At 66.7% G+C, this 16306-nt stretch carries 13 protein-coding genes; 7 read left to right on the forward strand and 6 right to left on the reverse strand.

Annotated elements, in window-relative coordinates; all coding sequences use genetic code 11:
* Nucleotides 1-8: 8 nt before the first annotated feature.
* From ACJASC_RS06845 to ACJASC_RS06860, 4 genes are all read right to left on the reverse strand, one after another.
* The gene (locus ACJASC_RS06845; RefSeq protein ID WP_415144652.1) at nucleotides 9-794 is read right to left on the reverse strand and encodes a DNA repair protein; all 786 of its coding nucleotides are present in this window, start codon (nucleotides 792-794) and stop codon (nucleotides 9-11) included.
* Nucleotides 795-932: 138 nt separating this feature from the next.
* Complete coding sequence (gene alr, locus ACJASC_RS06850; RefSeq protein ID WP_415144654.1) at nucleotides 933-1970, reverse strand: alanine racemase; 1038 nt, start codon at nucleotides 1968-1970, stop codon at nucleotides 933-935.
* A gap of 56 nt (nucleotides 1971-2026) precedes the next feature.
* The gene (locus ACJASC_RS06855) at nucleotides 2027-2788 is read right to left on the reverse strand and encodes a COG3904 family protein (protein WP_415144656.1); all 762 of its coding nucleotides are present in this window, start codon (nucleotides 2786-2788) and stop codon (nucleotides 2027-2029) included.
* Entirely contained in the window at nucleotides 2785-4101 is a 1317-nt protein-coding gene (locus ACJASC_RS06860; RefSeq protein WP_415144658.1) for a hypothetical protein, read from the reverse strand. The genes ACJASC_RS06855 and ACJASC_RS06860 overlap by 4 nt, the downstream gene beginning before the upstream one ends.
* A gap of 210 nt (nucleotides 4102-4311) precedes the next feature.
* On the opposite strand from ACJASC_RS06860, the gene ACJASC_RS06865 reads away from it, so the two are divergent.
* From ACJASC_RS06865 to ACJASC_RS06890, 6 genes are all read left to right on the forward strand, one after another.
* Nucleotides 4312-5622 (forward strand): ABC transporter substrate-binding protein, encoded by a 1311-nt coding sequence (locus ACJASC_RS06865; protein WP_021695517.1) that lies wholly within the window; start codon nucleotides 4312-4314, stop codon nucleotides 5620-5622.
* Between the two features lie 185 nt (nucleotides 5623-5807).
* Nucleotides 5808-6680: a carbohydrate ABC transporter permease gene (locus tag ACJASC_RS06870; RefSeq protein WP_021695516.1), complete on the forward strand. Its 873-nt coding sequence runs from the start codon at nucleotides 5808-5810 to the stop codon at nucleotides 6678-6680.
* 83 nt (nucleotides 6681-6763) lie between these two features.
* Nucleotides 6764-7594 (forward strand): carbohydrate ABC transporter permease, encoded by an 831-nt coding sequence (locus ACJASC_RS06875; protein ID WP_415144661.1) that lies wholly within the window; start codon nucleotides 6764-6766, stop codon nucleotides 7592-7594.
* An 11-nt stretch (nucleotides 7595-7605) separates the two neighbouring features.
* On the forward strand, nucleotides 7606-8610 hold the full coding sequence (locus ACJASC_RS06880; protein ID WP_415144663.1) for an ABC transporter ATP-binding protein: 1005 nt from the start codon (nucleotides 7606-7608) through the stop codon (nucleotides 8608-8610).
* Nucleotides 8607-9380 (forward strand): L-iditol 2-dehydrogenase, encoded by a 774-nt coding sequence (locus tag ACJASC_RS06885; protein ID WP_021695721.1) that lies wholly within the window; start codon nucleotides 8607-8609, stop codon nucleotides 9378-9380. The genes ACJASC_RS06880 and ACJASC_RS06885 overlap by 4 nt, the downstream gene beginning before the upstream one ends.
* A gap of 30 nt (nucleotides 9381-9410) precedes the next feature.
* Nucleotides 9411-10880 (forward strand): mannitol dehydrogenase family protein, encoded by a 1470-nt coding sequence (locus ACJASC_RS06890; protein WP_415144666.1) that lies wholly within the window; start codon nucleotides 9411-9413, stop codon nucleotides 10878-10880.
* Nucleotides 10881-10901: 21 nt separating this feature from the next.
* Here ACJASC_RS06890 and ACJASC_RS06895 read toward each other — a convergent pair whose 3' ends face one another.
* Nucleotides 10902-11861: a sugar-binding transcriptional regulator gene (locus ACJASC_RS06895; protein WP_415144668.1), complete on the reverse strand. Its 960-nt coding sequence runs from the start codon at nucleotides 11859-11861 to the stop codon at nucleotides 10902-10904.
* A complete protein-coding gene (locus ACJASC_RS06900) occupies nucleotides 11858-12538 on the reverse strand; it encodes an HAD family hydrolase (protein ID WP_415144670.1) in 681 nt (226 codons plus the stop codon). Before ACJASC_RS06900 ends, ACJASC_RS06895 begins: the two co-directional genes overlap by 4 nt.
* Before the next feature lie 158 nt (nucleotides 12539-12696).
* On the opposite strand from ACJASC_RS06900, the gene ACJASC_RS06905 reads away from it, so the two are divergent.
* Complete coding sequence (locus tag ACJASC_RS06905; protein WP_415144672.1) at nucleotides 12697-16287, forward strand: hydantoinase B/oxoprolinase family protein; 3591 nt, start codon at nucleotides 12697-12699, stop codon at nucleotides 16285-16287.
* The last annotated feature ends 19 nt before the right edge of the window (nucleotides 16288-16306 follow it).

The following is a 16306-nucleotide window of genomic DNA, read 5'->3' on the forward strand; positions in this document are numbered from 1 at the left end:
CTCGGAGCCTATTCCGCCGCCGGCTTCATGTTGACGACCTTGGGGGCTTCCTCGGGCATCGCGGTGTCCGACGGCTCGGCTCGGCGCGGCGGCTCGAAACCCAGTTCCGGCAGCATCGCCTGCAGTTGGTCGTCGAGCTGCGCGAGCTGGCTGGCGACGACGCTTTCCTCGAGCTCGACCTGATCGGCCCAACGCTTCATCTCGCGGCACACATGCAGCGCCTCGACTATTCGTTCCTGTTGGCGCTCGGCGTCTTCCTGACGCTGGGCAAGGAATTTGCGGGCGCGAGAAACCTTTTCATCCGAATAGATATCCGCCAGATCACGCGCCTGCTCGCCCATCTGGGCCGCAACTTCCATCACGTCGTGTTCGAGATGCCCCAAATCGGGATGATCGCGCAGGAAGGCCAGCCGTTCGCGCACCGCGTCAAATTCGGACGACATGGTGAAGACACCGGCGCGATCCGCCGTGTGGGCGACATGATAGGCGCGCGCCACGTCGTTCATAGAGACGCGGAAATTGCGGTGGCTGTTTTCGAGCGCGAGAACGCGGCTTGCGGAGGGCAGGAAGAACACCAGCGTGACCAGCAGCACCGTCAGGAAGATCTGAAGCGCCATCCCGGCCCATGGCAGCGTCGTCTCACCGAATCGGGCGGTGAGTTCGAGCCATGGCAGGTATCCCAGCGCCGCCGCGATCGTGGCGGCGGCGGCGGCGGTGGCAGCAAGGGCCAACATCGTCATCGCGATCATTTGCATGGCGCGGGTGGCGAAAGCGGTCTGGTTCGTCTGTGTCACGGGCGGTCTCCGGCACGGATGTGTCAGTTTCCACCATAACCTCGGCGGGTCTCCGCCGGTTCCTCAAAGCGCATGATCACCAAAAATTGTGATCCTATTGTCGCTATGTGCGAACAGATCGCCCAAATCGCGGCGGGATCATCCCGAATTGTCGAGCCGCGTGTACCGCGATCCGAGTGAGGTCAGGACCTCGTAGCCGATGGTCCCGGCGACCCGTGCCAGCGCATCGACGCCCTGAGCCGGACCCAGTAGGGTCAGGAAATCAGGGTCGGTGCCCAGATCGGTGATGTCGACGGTGATGAGGTCCATCGACACCCGACCGACGAGCGGGCAGGGCGTGTCGCCATGATAGAAGGTGGCGCGGCCCGAAAGGGCGCGAAGCAGCCCGTCGGCGTATCCGCCCGACACGGTTGCGATGCGACTCGGGCGCTCCGCCTGCCAGGCGTTGCCATAGCCCACCACCTCGCCCTCCATCAGGTTGCGGCACTGCACCACCGGCAGATCGAGCCGGACCACCGGCTGCGCGGCATCGAAAGGATGTCCGCCGTAAAGGCCGATGCCGGGACGGGTCAGGTCGAAATGATAGTCGGGGCCGAGCAGGATGCCGCCCGTCGCCGAAAGCGAGCGCGGCACGCCGAGTCCGTCGGTCATCTGCCGGAAGATGTCGAGTTGGTAGCTGTTCATCCCGTGATCGGGCTCGTCGGCGCAGGCGAGGTGGCTGGTAAGCCAGAGCGGGTCATGGTCGAGCGCGATGCCCGCGGCTTCGGACCAGTCGGCCCATTCGAAGCCGAGCCGGTTCATGCCGGTGTCGAGCTGGATGCCGAAGGCGTGACCGGGAAGCGATTCGAGATGCCGGGCCAGCTGTTCGATCGAGTTCAGCATCGGGATCAGCGCCGCACCGGCAAGCTTGCGGCCGTCGCCTTCCATATGCCCCGAGAACACGTAGATCTCGGGTTCGGGGCCCAATGCGCGGCGCAGGACCGCGCCTTCCTCGGCCACCGCCACGAAGAAGCGTCGCACCCCTTCCTGCGCCAGCCTGCGGGCCACGCGGGGCGCGCCGAGACCGTAGCCATCGGCCTTGACGACCGCGCCGGTCTCGCAGGCGGTCATGGAATCAAGCGCCCGCCAGTTTGCGGCGAGCGCGTCGAGGTCGATCGTAAGGGCGCCGGTGCTCATGGTCGCCTTGTGACAGGCGGACGCGCCGCGTCAAGAGGCGCGTGCGGAGGCGGTGTTCAACCGGCGGGATCGGGCGTGGTCAGCCCGTAGCGCTCCAGCTCCTCGGGCAGGAGCAGGTAGATCTCGTCGGGCGGCGTGACGAGCGCGTGGCGCATCAGCGCCGGATCGATCCCCATCTCGATCAGGTATTCCATCACATCGCCCTGTCCGCGCTGAATGTCCTCGACCGCGAAGATGGCGGGCAGGGCGGCGTTCTGGTCGAAGTAGTGCTGGTGCACACCGACCCATGCGCCCTCGGCCACCCGGCGCGCCGCACCGCCCGCAAGCAGATAGGGACAGGCCGAAAGGCAGACCGCCTCGGCCGAGAGAGCGGTGTCGATGCCTTCGTTCCGCAGCACCCGCCCAAGTTCGAGCGCGTCCGCGACCGAACCGCCGGGGCTGTCGAGCCAAGCGATGGCGGGGCGGGGATCGGCGGCGTCGAGCAGGGGCGTCAGCCGCACCGCATCGCCTGGAGCTATCCGACCCCTGAGCCTGATGCCGTCAGCGACCGGTTCCATGCGCAGTCTGTCAGGCATGTCGCCAGTGTCGGGCAGGGGCCTGCCGCCCGGTTCCTCGCGCGCAGGGTCGCGGGTGGGAAGACGGTCGGGGCGGAACTGCCGGGTCTGGTCACCGGGGCGCACCGGTTCGGTGAGCCCGGGCGCGGTCGAGGGCCATGCGATACGCGGCAGCGCGCGGGCGAGATCGCCGCCGAACAGCAGCGCGCCGATCGCCACCTCGGCGGCGAGCACAGCGACGAGCCAACGGCGCGGACCCTTCATTCGGCGGGCCGGGCGAGGTCGACCGGGCGCGGCGGCTCTGACGGATCGGCCGCGTCCGAAGGTGGCCTATCGGCAGGAGCGGCAGGGGCGGGCGCCGTGGCCTCGATCTCGCGCAGAGCGAGCAAGGCGCCGCGCAACTCCGATAGCGTCATCTGTTCTTCGACAGCCACGCCTTCGCGCCCCGAGCGCACCGCCGCCTGCGCCACCGACACGATCAGCACGAGAACCGCCGGCAGCAGGTCGATGGCGATGGCGCCGGCCCATGAGGGCACGAAGTTGCGCGCATAGAGGATCACCGCATCGGCGGCGGAGATCGGCGTATAGGTCGTGTCGGGCGGCGGCGGCATGGCGATCACTGTATCGGCGGCAGAGGCGAGCGTCTGGGCGCGCTGGCCCAGAACGGTGAGCACCGAATCGATCGTCGCCTGCTGGCCGGACCGCGCCGCGTCGTCGCCGCCATCGAGCTGCGGCAGCACCACCGAGGCCGAGAGATCGCGCGCCGCTCGCGCCACGAGGGGGGCAACCGAGAGTTGACGCAGCGTCGTGATGACGCCCGCGAGGCGTACCGCTTCCTCGGAGAACTCGACCGAACGGGTCTCGACCGGGCCGGGGGCCACGGTCAGCGCGCGCATCCGGCTCAGCGTCGCGTTGCCTTCGGCAAAGGCCGCATCGAGCAGCGGCTGCTGGCTGGCAATCTGTGTCTCCAAGGCGGTCAGCTCGTCGGATTTCTGACGCAGCAGTCGGAACACCGCACCGCGCCCGGCGAAACCGGACAGTCCGCCGGAGGCCTCCTGTTCGCCCAGATCTTCGAAGCTCGTGCGCACGCGCGCCACGTCGCGACCGAGGCCTTGGGCCGAGATGGCGATGGTGTTCGCCCGCTCCAGCGCGTTCTGGTACTCCTGCACGGTGGTCGCGAGGTGCTGTTCCACCGCAGCGGCGCCCGCGAGAGCGGCGGCGTTGAGCCATGACGACATCGCGACGATGGCAAGCGACCCAAGCGCCATCGATACCATCAGCCCGATCCGCGAAGCCGCCGAGCGTACCGCCGGCAACAGCCGCAGCATGTAGGACCAGAAGACGAAGATGCCGACCGAGACGGCGATTGAATAGGCCATCGCCGCGAAGACGGAAAGCGCGCCTGTATCGTCGAGCAGAGACGACACGCCGAGATAGGTATAGATGCCGCTGGCCACCGACAGCACGCCCAGCGCGGTGCCGGTGAAACTGTCGAGCCATGCCAGATGCGCTTCGATTTCTCGCGATTGGCGCAGGCCGCGCGTCTCCGCAAGACTTGTTCCTGTCGTCTCGTCCATGCGTCGCGGCCCTTCCTGATGTCCCTGAAGTCTAGGGGCGGAATGCCGGAAAGCGAAGTCTGCCGGGCATCACATCATGGCCAGTTACCAATCATTAACCATGCGCGTGGCGCAATGCCGTCATGCGTTCCTCTTGACACGACTCACTAGATGGGTGAGTAATTGCCCATCAGCTAGGCAATTGCCCTGGCGGACTTTGGGAGGAGAGATATGACCAACACTACCCGCGCCCTCATGGGGGCCACCGCCCTTTGCGGCATGGCTGCCATCGCGCAGGCCGAGACGCTGACCATCGCCACCGTCAACAACGGTGACATGATCCGCATGCAGGAACTGGCTTCGGACTTCACGGAGCAGCACCCCGACATCGAACTCGACTGGGTGACCCTTGAAGAGAACGTGCTGCGCCAGCGCGTGACCACCGACATCGCCACCAAGGGTGGCCAGTACGACGTGATGACCATCGGCACCTACGAGGTTCCGATCTGGGCCAAGCAGGATTGGCTCGTGGCCCTCGACGACCTCCCCGAGGACTACGATGCGGACGACATCCTGCCCGCCATCGCCGGCGGTCTGTCGATCGACGGCACGCTCTATGCCGCGCCGTTCTACGGCGAAAGCTCGATGGTCATGTACCGCAGCGACCTGATCGAAGAGGCCGGGCTCGAGATGCCCGACGCGCCGACCTGGGACTTCATCAAAGAAGCCGCCGCGGCGATGACCGACAAGGAGAACGAGGTCTACGGTATCTGCCTGCGCGGCAAGGCCGGCTGGGGCGAGAACATGGCCTTCCTCACCGCCATGTCCAACAGCTACGGCGCGCGCTGGTTCGACGAGAACTGGACCCCGCAGTTCGACAGCCCCGAATGGAAGGCGACGCTCGACGACTACCTGATGCTGCTGAACGAATACGGCCCCCCGGGTTCCGCGAACAACGGCTTCAACGAGAACCTCGCACTGTTCCAGCAGGGCAAGTGCGGCATGTGGATCGACGCCACCGTGGCGGCCTCTTTCGTGACCGGTGACGACAGCACCGTGGCCGACAAGGTCGGCTTCGCTCTGGCCCCCGACAACGGTCTGGGCAAGCGCGGCAACTGGCTCTGGGCATGGTCGCTGGCGATCCCCGCGGGCACCGATGCCGAGGACGCCGCCAAGACCTTCGTGGCCTGGGCGACCTCCAAGGAGTACGCATCGCTCGTCGCCGAGAACGAAGGCTGGGCCAACGTGCCGCCGGGCACCCGCACCTCGCTCTACGAAAACCAGGAGTATCTGGACGCGGCTCCCTTCGCCCAGATGACCCTTGAGAGCATCAACGCGGCTGATCCGAACAACCCGACCGTGGACCCCGTGCCCTATACCGGCGTGCAGTTCGTCGCGATCCCCGAGTTCCAGGGCATCGCCACCGCGGTAGGTCAGCAGATGTCGGCAGCACTCGCCGGTCAGATGTCGGCCGAAGAGGCGCTCAGTGCGGCTCAGGATCTGACCTCGCAGGAGATGCAGGCTGCGGGTTACGGACAGTAATCCCTGCCTGACAGGCGGGGCCGGACCCTCCCGGCCGGCCTCGCCACCCTACCCAGACGACCCCGACGACCGCCCCCTCACCACCATCGCTACGGGCTGCCGCCCGCCGTCCCCTCCGGCCGCCCCAAGCGCGACCGGGCCTGGGGGCGGCGTGCCGCCGCCCGTCCTGACAATCGGAGAGACCGATGGCCACCCAACATTCCCGCTCCGCCGCGCGGATCATGATCTCGCCCGCCGTCGGACTGCTGCTGATCTGGATGATCGTGCCGCTGGTCCTGACGGTGTATTTCTCGCTTTTGCGGTACAACCTGCTGATGCCGGGCACCGAACGCTTCGTGGGATTCCTCAACTACAAGCTGTTCTTCAACAACCCGGCCTTCTTCACCGCGTTGATCAACACGCTGCTGCTCGTGGGCGGCGTCCTGATCGTCACCGTGGTCGGAGGCATTCTGCTGGCGATCCTGCTCGATCAACCGATCTGGGGGCAGGGGATCGTGCGCATCCTCGTCATCGCGCCCTTCTTCGTCATGCCCACCGTCTCGGCGCTGGTCTGGAAGAACATGTTCATGAACCCGGTCTCAGGGCTCTTCGCGGAGTTTTCCAAGGCAGTCGGGTTGCAACCTTTCGATTTCCTTACCCACGCGCCTCTGGCTTCGATCATCGGCATCGTGTCGTGGCAGTGGCTGCCCTTCGCCACGCTGATCCTGCTCACCGCGATCCAGTCGCTCGATTCCGAGCAGATGGAAGCGGCCGAAATGGACGGGGCCTCGCCGCTCTCGCGCTTTTGGTACATCACGCTGCCGCATCTGAGCCGCGCCATCACCGTGGTGATCCTGATTCAGACCATCTTCCTGCTGTCGGTCTTCGCCGAGATCCTGGTGACCACCAATGGCGGTCCGGGCGTGGCCTCCACCAACCTGACCTACCTCGTCTATGCTCGTTCGCTTCTGAACTTCGATGTGGGCGGCGGCTCGGCCGGCGGTGTGGTCGCGATCATCCTCGCCAACATCGTCGCGATCTTCCTGATGCGGATGATCGGAAAGAACCTCGATGCCTAAGCACATCACCTTCGCCGCGCGGGGCCTGACCCCGCGCCACCCCCGCCCATCGCACCGCATGCCGAACACAGGGAGCGTCTGACATGGCTCGCGCCGTCTCCACCCGCCGCAAGGCCGGCTACACCATCCTCGCCTGGATCATCGGTTTCGCGATCTTCTTCCCGATCCTGTGGACCATCATCACCAGCTTCAAGACCGAGGCAGAGGCGATTTCCTCACCGCCCTCGTTCCTGTTCTTCAACTGGACCACGGAGAACTACTCCACTGTTCTGGAGCGCTCGAACTACTTCCGGCACTTCTGGAACTCGGTCGTGATCTCGTTGGGCTCGACCGTGCTGGGCCTGATCATCGCGATCCCCGCCGCCTGGTCGATGGCCTTCGTGCCGGGCAAGCAGACCAAGAACGTGCTGATGTGGATGCTCTCGACCAAGATGCTGCCGCCGGTCGGCGTGCTGATCCCGATCTACCTGATCTTCCGGGACTTCGGCCTGCTCGACACCAAGACCGGCCTCGTCATCGTGCTGACGCTGATCAACCTGCCGATCATCGTCTGGATGCTCTACACCTACTTCAAGGAGATCCCGGGCGAGATCCTCGAGGCCTCGCGGATGGACGGCGCGTCCCTGCGCGACGAGATCATCTACGTGCTGACGCCGATGGCCGTGCCGGGCATCGCCTCGACGCTGCTCCTCAACGTCATCCTCGCCTGGAACGAGGCGTTCTGGACGCTCAACCTCACGGCGGCCAAGGCCGCGCCGCTCACCGCCTTCATCGCCAGCTATTCGAGCCCAGAGGGCCTGTTCTACGCGAAGCTCTCGGCCGCCTCGACCATGGCCATCGCGCCGATCCTCATCCTCGGCTGGTTCAGCCAGAAGCAGCTCGTCCGCGGGCTCACCTTCGGCGCAGTGAAATAAGGAAGACACCAATGGGACGCATCACGCTCGACAAGGTGACCAAGCAGTTCGGCGACGTTCAGGTCATCCCGCCTCTCGATCTCACCATCAATGACGGCGAATTCGTCGTCTTCGTCGGCCCCTCGGGCTGCGGCAAATCCACGCTTCTGCGGCTGATCGCCGGGCTGGAAGACGTCACCGCCGGTGAGATCCGCATCGACGGTAAACCCGCCACCGACCTGCCGCCCGCCAAGCGCGGCCTGGCAATGGTGTTCCAGAGCTACGCGCTTTACCCGCATATGTCGGTGCGCAAGAACATCGCCTTCCCGATGAAGATGGCGGGCATGCCCGAGGATGAGCAGAGGCGGCGCATCGACAACGCGGCGCGCGCGCTCAACCTCACCGACTATCTCGACCGCCGCCCCGGCCAGCTTTCGGGCGGCCAGCGCCAGCGGGTCGCGATCGGCCGGGCCATCGTCCGCGAACCGGCGGCCTTCCTCTTCGACGAGCCGCTGTCGAACCTCGACGCGGCGCTGCGCGTCGGCATGCGGATGGAGATCTCCGAGCTGCACAAGAAGCTCGATACCACGATGATCTACGTGACCCACGACCAGGTCGAAGCGATGACCATGGCCGACAAGATCGTGGTGCTGCGCGCCGGCAACATCGAGCAGGTCGGAAGCCCGCTCGAACTCTACAAGGCGCCGCGCAACACCTTCGTCGCGGGTTTCATCGGCAGCCCCAAGATGAACCTGATCGACGGCGCGGAGGCCGGCAAGCACGACGCCGCCACCATCGGCGTGCGTCCCGAGCACATCGACGTCTCACCCACCGACGGCGCCTGGAAGGGCCGGATCGGCGTGGCCGAGCATCTGGGCTCGGACACCTTCTTCCACGTGCACGACACGGGTCTGGCCGAAACGCTGACCATCCGGGCCGGTGGCGAGGTGGGTCTGCATCACGGCGACACCGTCTATCTGACGCCGCAGGCCGACAAGATCCACCGCTTCGACGCACAGGGGTTGCGGATCGCATGACCCAACTGGCGGGAAAATCCGCGCTGATCACCGGGGCCGCGCGCGGCATCGGGCTGGCTTTCGCCAAGCGCTATGCCGAGGAGGGCGCGACCGTCGCCATCGCCGACATCAATCTCGAGGCGGCGCAGGCCGCCGCCTCGGAGATCGGCGATGCCGCCTATGCGGTGCAGATGGATGTGAGCCATCAGGACAGCATCGACGCCGCTATCGCGCAGGTTGTCGAGACCGCAGGCAAGATCGATATCCTCGTCAACAACGCAGCCCTCTTTGACGCGGCCGAGACGGTCGACATCACGCGCGAGAGCTTCGACAAGCTCTACGCCGTCAACGTCGCAGGCGCGCTCTTCACCATGCAGGCCGCCGCCCGGCAGATGATCGCCCAAGGCCATGGCGGCAAGATCATCAACATGGCGAGCCAAGCCGGTCGTCGCGGTGAGCCGCTGGTGCTGGTCTATTGCTCGACCAAGGCAGCCGTCATCTCAATGACGCAGTCGGCGGGGCTCAACCTCATCAAGCACGGCATCAACGTCAACGCCATCGCACCCGGCGTGGTCGACGGCGAACATTGGGAGCATGTCGATGGCATGTTCGCGAGGCTCGAAGGCAAGCAGCCCGGCCAGAAGAAGGCCGAGGTCGCCGCCGGCGTGCCCGCCGGACGCTTCGCCACGCCTGCCGATCTGACCGGCATGGCCGTGTTCCTGGCCTCGGACGAGGCCGATTATATCGTGTCGCAGACCTACAACGTCGACGGCGGCCAATGGATGAGCTGACGGCTCATCCCTTTCCTACAGGAGGCTGACATGGCCATTGATCTCAACGCCGCTGCCCTCGATCGCCTCCCCGAAGGCGTCGAAGGGCCGAGCTACGACCGCGCCGGTCTTTCGGCGGGCATCGTGCATATCGGCGTCGGCAACTTTCACCGCGCCCACATGGCCGTCTATCTCGATCGGCTGTTCTCGACCGGGGCGGATCACGACTGGGCGATCAGCGGCGCGGGCGTACGCGCCGGCGACTCGCGGATGCGGGACCTGCTGCTAAAGCAGGACTGGCTCACCACCGTGGTCGAGCTCGACCCTGCCGGTCTCTCGGCCCGCGTCACGGGTGCCATGATCGATTTCACCGAGATCGATGCGGCCAAGCTCGTCGCGCGCATGAGCGATCCGGCGATCCGCATCGTGTCGCTCACCGTGACCGAGGGCGGCTGGTTCGTCGACGCCAAGACCAACGGCTTCGACGCGTCCCATCCCGACATTCGCCACGACGCCGAGACCCCTGACGCGCCGAAGACTGCCTTCGGCATGATCCTCGCCGCGCTCAGGCAGCGCCGCGATGCGGGCACGGCCCCCTTCACTGTGATGTCCTGCGACAACCTGCCCGAGAACGGGCACGTGGCCAAGCAGACGGTCGTCGGGCTGGCAGAGCTGTCGGACCCGGAATTCGCGAATTGGGTGTCCGACAACGTCGCCTTCCCGAACTCGATGGTCGATTGCATTACCCCCGCAACCTCGGACCGCGAGCGCGCGCTGGTCAAGGACCGCTTCGACCTCGTCGATGCGGTGCCGGTCGCCTGCGAGCCGTTCCGCCAATGGGTGCTCGAGGACAACTTCCCGCAAGGCCGTCCGGCGCTCGAAAAGGTCGGGGCGGAGTTCGTGGCCGATGTCGCGCCCTACGAGCTGATGAAGCTGCGCATCCTCAATGGCGGCCACGCGGCCATCGCCTATCCTTCGGCGCTGCTGGGCCATCATTTCGTGCATGACGCCATGGCCGATCCGCGGATCAAGTCCTGGCTCGCGGCGCTTGAGGCGCGGGAGATCATCCCGACGCTCGAGCCGATCGAGGGTGTCGATTTCGAAGCCTATCGCCGCAAGATCGAAGAGCGCTTCTCGAACCCCGAGATTGGCGACACGATCCCGCGGCTGTGCTTCGACGGCTGGAACCGGCAGCCGAAATTCGTGCTGCCGGTGATCCGCGATGCGCTGGCGGCAGGCCGCGATGTCGATGGCCTTGCGCTCGAAGTGGCGTTGTGGTGCCGCTACTGCGCCGGCACCAACGATGCGGGCGAGGCGCTCGCGCCGAACGACGACCACGCCGAGGAGCTGAAGACCCGCGCGATCGCTGCCAAGGACGATCCCGCCGCGTTCCTGTCGAACGAGACCGTCTTCGGCGATCTGGGACAGCAGCCCGCCTTCGCCGATGCCTTCGCCCGGCAGATCAGGGCGCTCTGGACCGACGGCGTCGCCGCCACCCTCGAGCGTTACGCCCGCGGGTGAGTTCAAGAACAGGCCGGGTGGCTACTGTTTCAGCAGCCGCTCGGCCGTCGCCTCATCGGTGATCAGCCCGTTGATGAGACCGCCGCGCAGCGCGGCGCGGATCGCCTCCGCCTTGTCCGGTCCGGCCGCGAGTCCGACCACCGGGGCGTCGCCGCCGACCGTCAGCGGTGCCGAGGCGACGCGCATGTTGAAGGCGCAGTCCATCACCCGTCCTTCGGTGTCATAGACCCAACTGGTGATCTCGCCTGCCGCGCCTTGGGCCACCAGTGTGTTCATCTCGTGAGCCTGCATGAAGCCGTCGACATGCAAGGGGGCGTTCATCCCGATCTGACCCACGCCGACAAGCGTGAAATCGGCCCGCGCGCAAAGCTGCATCGTGTGGCGCACGGGCTCTTGCCCATGCATCACCCGCAGCTCCTCTTCGTCGCGCGCCACCACCGGGAGCGGAAACGGGTAATGCTTTGCGCCGACCCGTTCGGCCATACGGATCACGGCGTTGTAGGGCGTGGCCGACCCGTCCGACATCATGTTGCCAAGGCGCGACACGATGCGGTGCTGCGGGCAGTCCATGCGCGGCAGCTGTTCCACGCAGGCGCGCAGCGCACGCCCCGTGCCCAAAGCGATGATCCTTTCCTCCGGGCTCTTCAGCAGCTTCTCCATCTCGGCCGCGGCGGCGATGGCGATCCCGGTCAGCAGTTCCGGCGCGGTCGGATCGGTGGGGACCACCTCGATCACCTTGAGCTTGAACCGCTGCGCCAGCGCGCCGGATAGGTCCATGCAACGCGCGATCGGATGGTCGAGTCGGACCTTGACCAGCTTTTCCGACACGGCGAGCGACACCAGTCGCTGCGCCGACTGGCGCGACACGCCAAGCTTCTTCGCGATCTCGTCCTGCGTGTTGCCAGCGACGTAATAGAGCCAGCCCGCGCGCGCGGCGTCGTCAAGCCGCGTGGTCTCGGGGGTGAAGCGCGACTGGCTCATCCCACCGCCTCCGGCCGCAGCCGGTCGAGCAGGGCGGGCAACTCGGCCCAGTCCGAAAGGATCGGCATGCCGGGGTCGTGGCGCAGTTGGGCTCGGGCGAGGTGGCTGCCACCCGTATAGCGCACGGCGGACATGCCGGCGGCCTGCGCGGCTTCGAGCCCCGGCAGACTGTCCTCGATCACGAGGCAGCGGGCCGGGGCCGCGCCCATGGTTTCGGCGGCGAACAGGAACAGATCGGGCGCGGGCTTGCCGCGCGCCACCTGACTGGCCGTGAAAACATGCGGCAGGGCCGGGGCCAGTCCCACGATTTCGAGAGAGCGCGCCACGCGGGGCGGGGAGGACGAGGTCGCCACGCAAACCGGAACGCCGCGCGCGCCGAGCATTGCCAACACCGGGGCGATGCCCGGCATCGGCTTCAACTCGGTCTCGAACCGCTTCAGAAGGCGCGCACGGTAGAGCGCCTCGAAATCGGGCGCGAGGTCGTGGCCCAGCTCCTCACGGATGTGCCGCGCCACCGTGGGAAAGCTGCGGCCGAGGAAATTGCGGCGCACATGGTCGAAGTCGATGACGACCCCGTCGGTGGCCAACAGGTCTATCAGCACCTCCGCGCTCAGCAGTTCGCTGTCGATCAACACTCCGTCGCAGTCGAAGATGATGAGATCCCAGTCGCGCGCCATGCCGTCCTCCTCGCCGTCAGCCGTCGAAATTCTCCCGGTCGCAGACTGCCATAGCTTCGGGCATTTGCCCATAGGCTGGGCGTCTGCGCGCAGGGGGCTTCACTTGACCATCGAAGGGGGATTGCGCACCCCTTGGTGGGCAGCACAAGGGACCGGGCATGAGCGTGTGGGATTTCTGGATCGACCGTGGCGGCACCTTCACCGATGTGGTGGGCCGCGAGCCGGATGGCACCCTGCACCCGCTCAAGCTTTTGTCCGAAAACCCCGAAGGCTATGAGGACGCCGCAATCGCGGGCATTCGGCGGCTCTTGGGCGGCGCGATCGAGCCCGCGCACATCGGCACGGTCAAGATGGGCACGACCGTCGCCACCAACGCGCTTCTGGAGCGCAAGGGCGACCGGACGGCGCTGCTCATCACCCGAGGCTTTCGCGACGCGCTGCGCATCGCCTATCAGGGTCGTCCCGACATATTTGCCAAGGAAATCGTGCTGCCTGAGCAGCTCTACGACAGCGTCATCGAGGTCGAGGAGCGCGTGCGCGCCGACGGCACGGTCGAGACGCCGCTTGACGCGGAGGCGCTGCGCCCGGCGCTTGACCGGCTTCGGGCGGAGGGCATCGACGCCGTGGCGATCGTCCTGATGCATGCCTGGAACGCGCCCGCGCATGAGGCGGCACTGGCCGGGATGGTGCGCGACATGGGCTTCGGGCAGGTCTCGGTCAGCCACGAGGTCTCGCCGCTTCTCAAGCTCGTCGGGCGCGGCGACACCACGGTGGTCGACGCCTACCTCTCGCCGATCCTGCGCCGCTACGTCGCACGGGTCTCGGATGCGTTGGGGGCCACGCCGCCGGGCAAGCCGGGTCCGACGCTGCAATTCATGATGTCTTCGGGCGGCATGACAGCGGCCGAGGCGTTCCAGGGCAAGGACGCGGTCCTGTCGGGCCCGGCGGGCGGCGTCGTCGGCATGGTCGAGACGGCACACGCGGCGGGCTGGGAGAAGGTGATCGGCTTCGACATGGGCGGCACCTCGACGGATGTCGCGCATTGCGCGGGTGCGTTCGAGCGGGCCTTCGACACCGAGGTGGCGGGCGTACGCATCCGCGCGCCGATGATGCGCATTCACACGGTGGCGGCGGGCGGCGGTTCGGTGCTGCACGCCGATGCGAACCGGTTCCGCGTCGGGCCCGACAGCGCCGGGGCTGATCCGGGGCCGCTATGCTACCGGCGCGGCGGGCCGCTCACCGTGACAGATGCCAACGTCATGCTGGGCAAGCTCGACCCCGATCTTTTCCCGGCGATTTTCGGCCCCGGTCAGGATCAGCCGCTCGACCGCGATGGCGTGCGCAAGGCCTTCGAGGTGATCGCGAAGGACCGCGGCGCGGAGGAGGCGGCCGAGGGCTTCGTACGCATCGCGGTCGAGAACATGGCGAACGCGATCAAGAAGATTTCTGTTCAGCGCGGCCATGACGTGACGCGCTACCTGCTCAACTCCTTTGGTGGCGCGGGCGGGCAGCATGCCTGCCTCGTGGCCGATGCGCTGGGCATGGAGGCGGTGCTGGTGCATCCGCTCTCGGGGCTGCTTTCGGCCTACGGCATCGGCCTCGCCACGGTTTCGGTCGGCCGCCAGCAGGGGCTGGTGAAACTGCTGGAGGAGGACACGCGCGACGCTCTCGACAGGCTGATCGCGGAGCTTTCGGCGCAGGTGCGCGCCGATCTGGCCGGGCAGGGCATGTCTGGCGCGAGCTACGCCACCCGGCTGCATTTGCGCTACACCGGTACGGACACCGCGCTTCAGGTCGATTACGCGGGTGACATGGCGGCGGCGCGCACAAGGTTCGAAGCGGCGCACGAGGCGCAGTTCGGGTTTCTGAGCCCCGAGCGCGAACTGGTGATCGAGGCGGTCGAGGTCGAGGGGACCGAGCCCGCGCATGCCGCGGCCAAGTCCGTAGCCCATGTGCTGGAGCGAGGCCGGGCGAAGGCGGACGAGAAGACGCGCTTCTTTTCGGGAGGCGCGTGGCATGAGGCCACGGTACACCGCCGCGCCGATATGGCGCCCGGCCATGAAATGCGCGGGCCTGCTCTCATCATCGAGCCGAACCAGACCATCGTGGTCGAGCCGGGCTGGACGGCTGCGCTCACCGGACGGGACGACATCCTGCTCACCCGCCAGGAGGCCGCGCCGCGACAGATCGCGGCGGGCACGAAGGCCGATCCGATCCTGCTTGAGGTGTTCAACAACCTCTTCATGAACATCGCCGAACAGATGGGCATGGCGCTACAGAACACGGCCCAGTCGGTCAACATCAAGGAACGGCTCGATTTTTCCTGCGCCGTGTTCGACCGCGACGGCGCGCTCGTCGCCAACGCGCCGCACATGCCGGTGCATCTGGGGAGCATGGACCGGTCGGTCGAGGCGATCATTCGCCAGAACCCGGTGATCCGCCCCGGCGACGTCTTCGCGCTCAATGCGCCCTATAATGGCGGCACGCATCTACCCGACATCACCGTCGTCTCGCCTGTGTTCGACGAGGCGGGCCGTGAAATCCTGTTCTGGAGCGCGAGCCGGGGCCACCATGCCGATGTCGGCGGCACCGCGCCGGGGTCGATGACGCCTCTGGCGACGAATGTGGACGAAGAAGGCGTGCTGATCGACAACTTCCACCTTGTGGATCGCGGCAACTTTCGTGAGGCGGCGCTGCGCGATCTGCTGACCGATCATGAGTGGCCCTGCCGCAACCCAGACCAGAACATTGCCGACCTCAAGGCGCAGGTCGCGGCCAACGCCCGTGGCGCGGCCGAGCTGCGGCGGATGGTCGATGAGTTCGGCCTCGACGTGGTGCGCGCCTATATGGGACACGTTCAGGACAACGCCGCCGAGGAGGTAGCCCGCCTCATCGGGCGGCTGTCGGATTGTGCCTGCGATTACGCGACCGACACCGGGCAGGTGATCCGGGTGCGGATTACCGTGAACCGTGAGGCCCGGCGCGCCAAGGTTGATTTCACCGGCACCTCGGAGGCGCGCGACAACAACTTCAATGCGCCCGAACCGGTGGCCCGTGCCGCCGTGCTCTATGTGTTTCGCGTGATGTGCGAGCAACCGATCCCGATGAATGCGGGCTGTCTGCGGCCCATCGATATCGTGATTCCCGAAGGCTCCATGTTACGTCCCGCCTGGCCGCGCGCCGTGGTGGCGGGCAATGTCGAGACCTCGCAGCATGTCACCAACGCGCTGTTTCAGGCGCTGGGCGCGCTCGCCAACGCCCAAGGGACCATGAACAACCTCACCTTCGGCAACGACGCTTATCAATATTATGAGACGATCTGTTCGGGCAGCCCGGCGGGCAAGATGAACGACGGGCGCGGCTTCGCCGGGACCTCGGGCGTACACACCCACATGACCAATTCGCGGCTGACCGACCCCGAAGTGCTGGAGACGCGGTTCCCGGTCTTGTTGGAAAGTTTCGCCTTGCGCCCCGGCTCGGGCGGCGACGGTGCGTGGCCCGGGGGCGATGGCACACGGCGGACGCTGCGTTTTCTCGAGGACATGGACCTGTCGATCCTTTCCTCGCACCGGCACCGCCCGCCTGAAGGACTCGATGGCGGTGGCGCGGGCGAGGTGGGGCGCACGGAAGTGCGGCGGCGCGACGGCACGGTCGAGACGCTTGCGGCCTGCGCGCAGACATGGCTCGCGGCGGGAGAGGCGGTGACGGTGGTGACGCCGACGCCGGGCGGGGTCGGGCCAAAGGATTAAGCGTGAGCATCGCGGCCCT

It is taken from the genome of Limimaricola cinnabarinus (genome assembly GCF_047631075.1).
GTDB classification, from domain to species: Bacteria; Pseudomonadota; Alphaproteobacteria; order Rhodobacterales; family Rhodobacteraceae; genus Limimaricola; species Limimaricola cinnabarinus.

Excerpts from the sequence above, each read along its gene's own strand:
- alr (WP_415144654.1), bottom strand. The coding sequence starts at position 1,970 with ATGAGCACCGGCGCCCTTACGATCGACCTCGACGCGCTCGCCGCAAAC.
- ACJASC_RS06855 (WP_415144656.1), bottom strand. The coding sequence starts at position 2,788 with ATGAAGGGTCCGCGCCGTTGGCTCGTCGCTGTGCTCGCCGCCGAGGTG.
- ACJASC_RS06860 (WP_415144658.1), bottom strand. The coding sequence starts at position 4,101 with ATGGACGAGACGACAGGAACAAGTCTTGCGGAGACGCGCGGCCTGCGC.
- ACJASC_RS06865 (WP_021695517.1), top strand. The coding sequence starts at position 4,312 with ATGACCAACACTACCCGCGCCCTCATGGGGGCCACCGCCCTTTGCGGC.
- ACJASC_RS06870 (WP_021695516.1), top strand. The coding sequence starts at position 5,808 with ATGGCCACCCAACATTCCCGCTCCGCCGCGCGGATCATGATCTCGCCC.
- ACJASC_RS06875 (WP_415144661.1), top strand. The coding sequence starts at position 6,764 with ATGGCTCGCGCCGTCTCCACCCGCCGCAAGGCCGGCTACACCATCCTC.
- ACJASC_RS06880 (WP_415144663.1), top strand. The coding sequence starts at position 7,606 with ATGGGACGCATCACGCTCGACAAGGTGACCAAGCAGTTCGGCGACGTT.
- ACJASC_RS06885 (WP_021695721.1), top strand. The coding sequence starts at position 8,607 with ATGACCCAACTGGCGGGAAAATCCGCGCTGATCACCGGGGCCGCGCGC.
- ACJASC_RS06890 (WP_415144666.1), top strand. The coding sequence starts at position 9,411 with ATGGCCATTGATCTCAACGCCGCTGCCCTCGATCGCCTCCCCGAAGGC.
- ACJASC_RS06895 (WP_415144668.1), bottom strand. The coding sequence starts at position 11,861 with ATGAGCCAGTCGCGCTTCACCCCCGAGACCACGCGGCTTGACGACGCC.
- ACJASC_RS06900 (WP_415144670.1), bottom strand. The coding sequence starts at position 12,538 with ATGGCGCGCGACTGGGATCTCATCATCTTCGACTGCGACGGAGTGTTG.
- ACJASC_RS06905 (WP_415144672.1), top strand. The coding sequence starts at position 12,697 with ATGAGCGTGTGGGATTTCTGGATCGACCGTGGCGGCACCTTCACCGAT.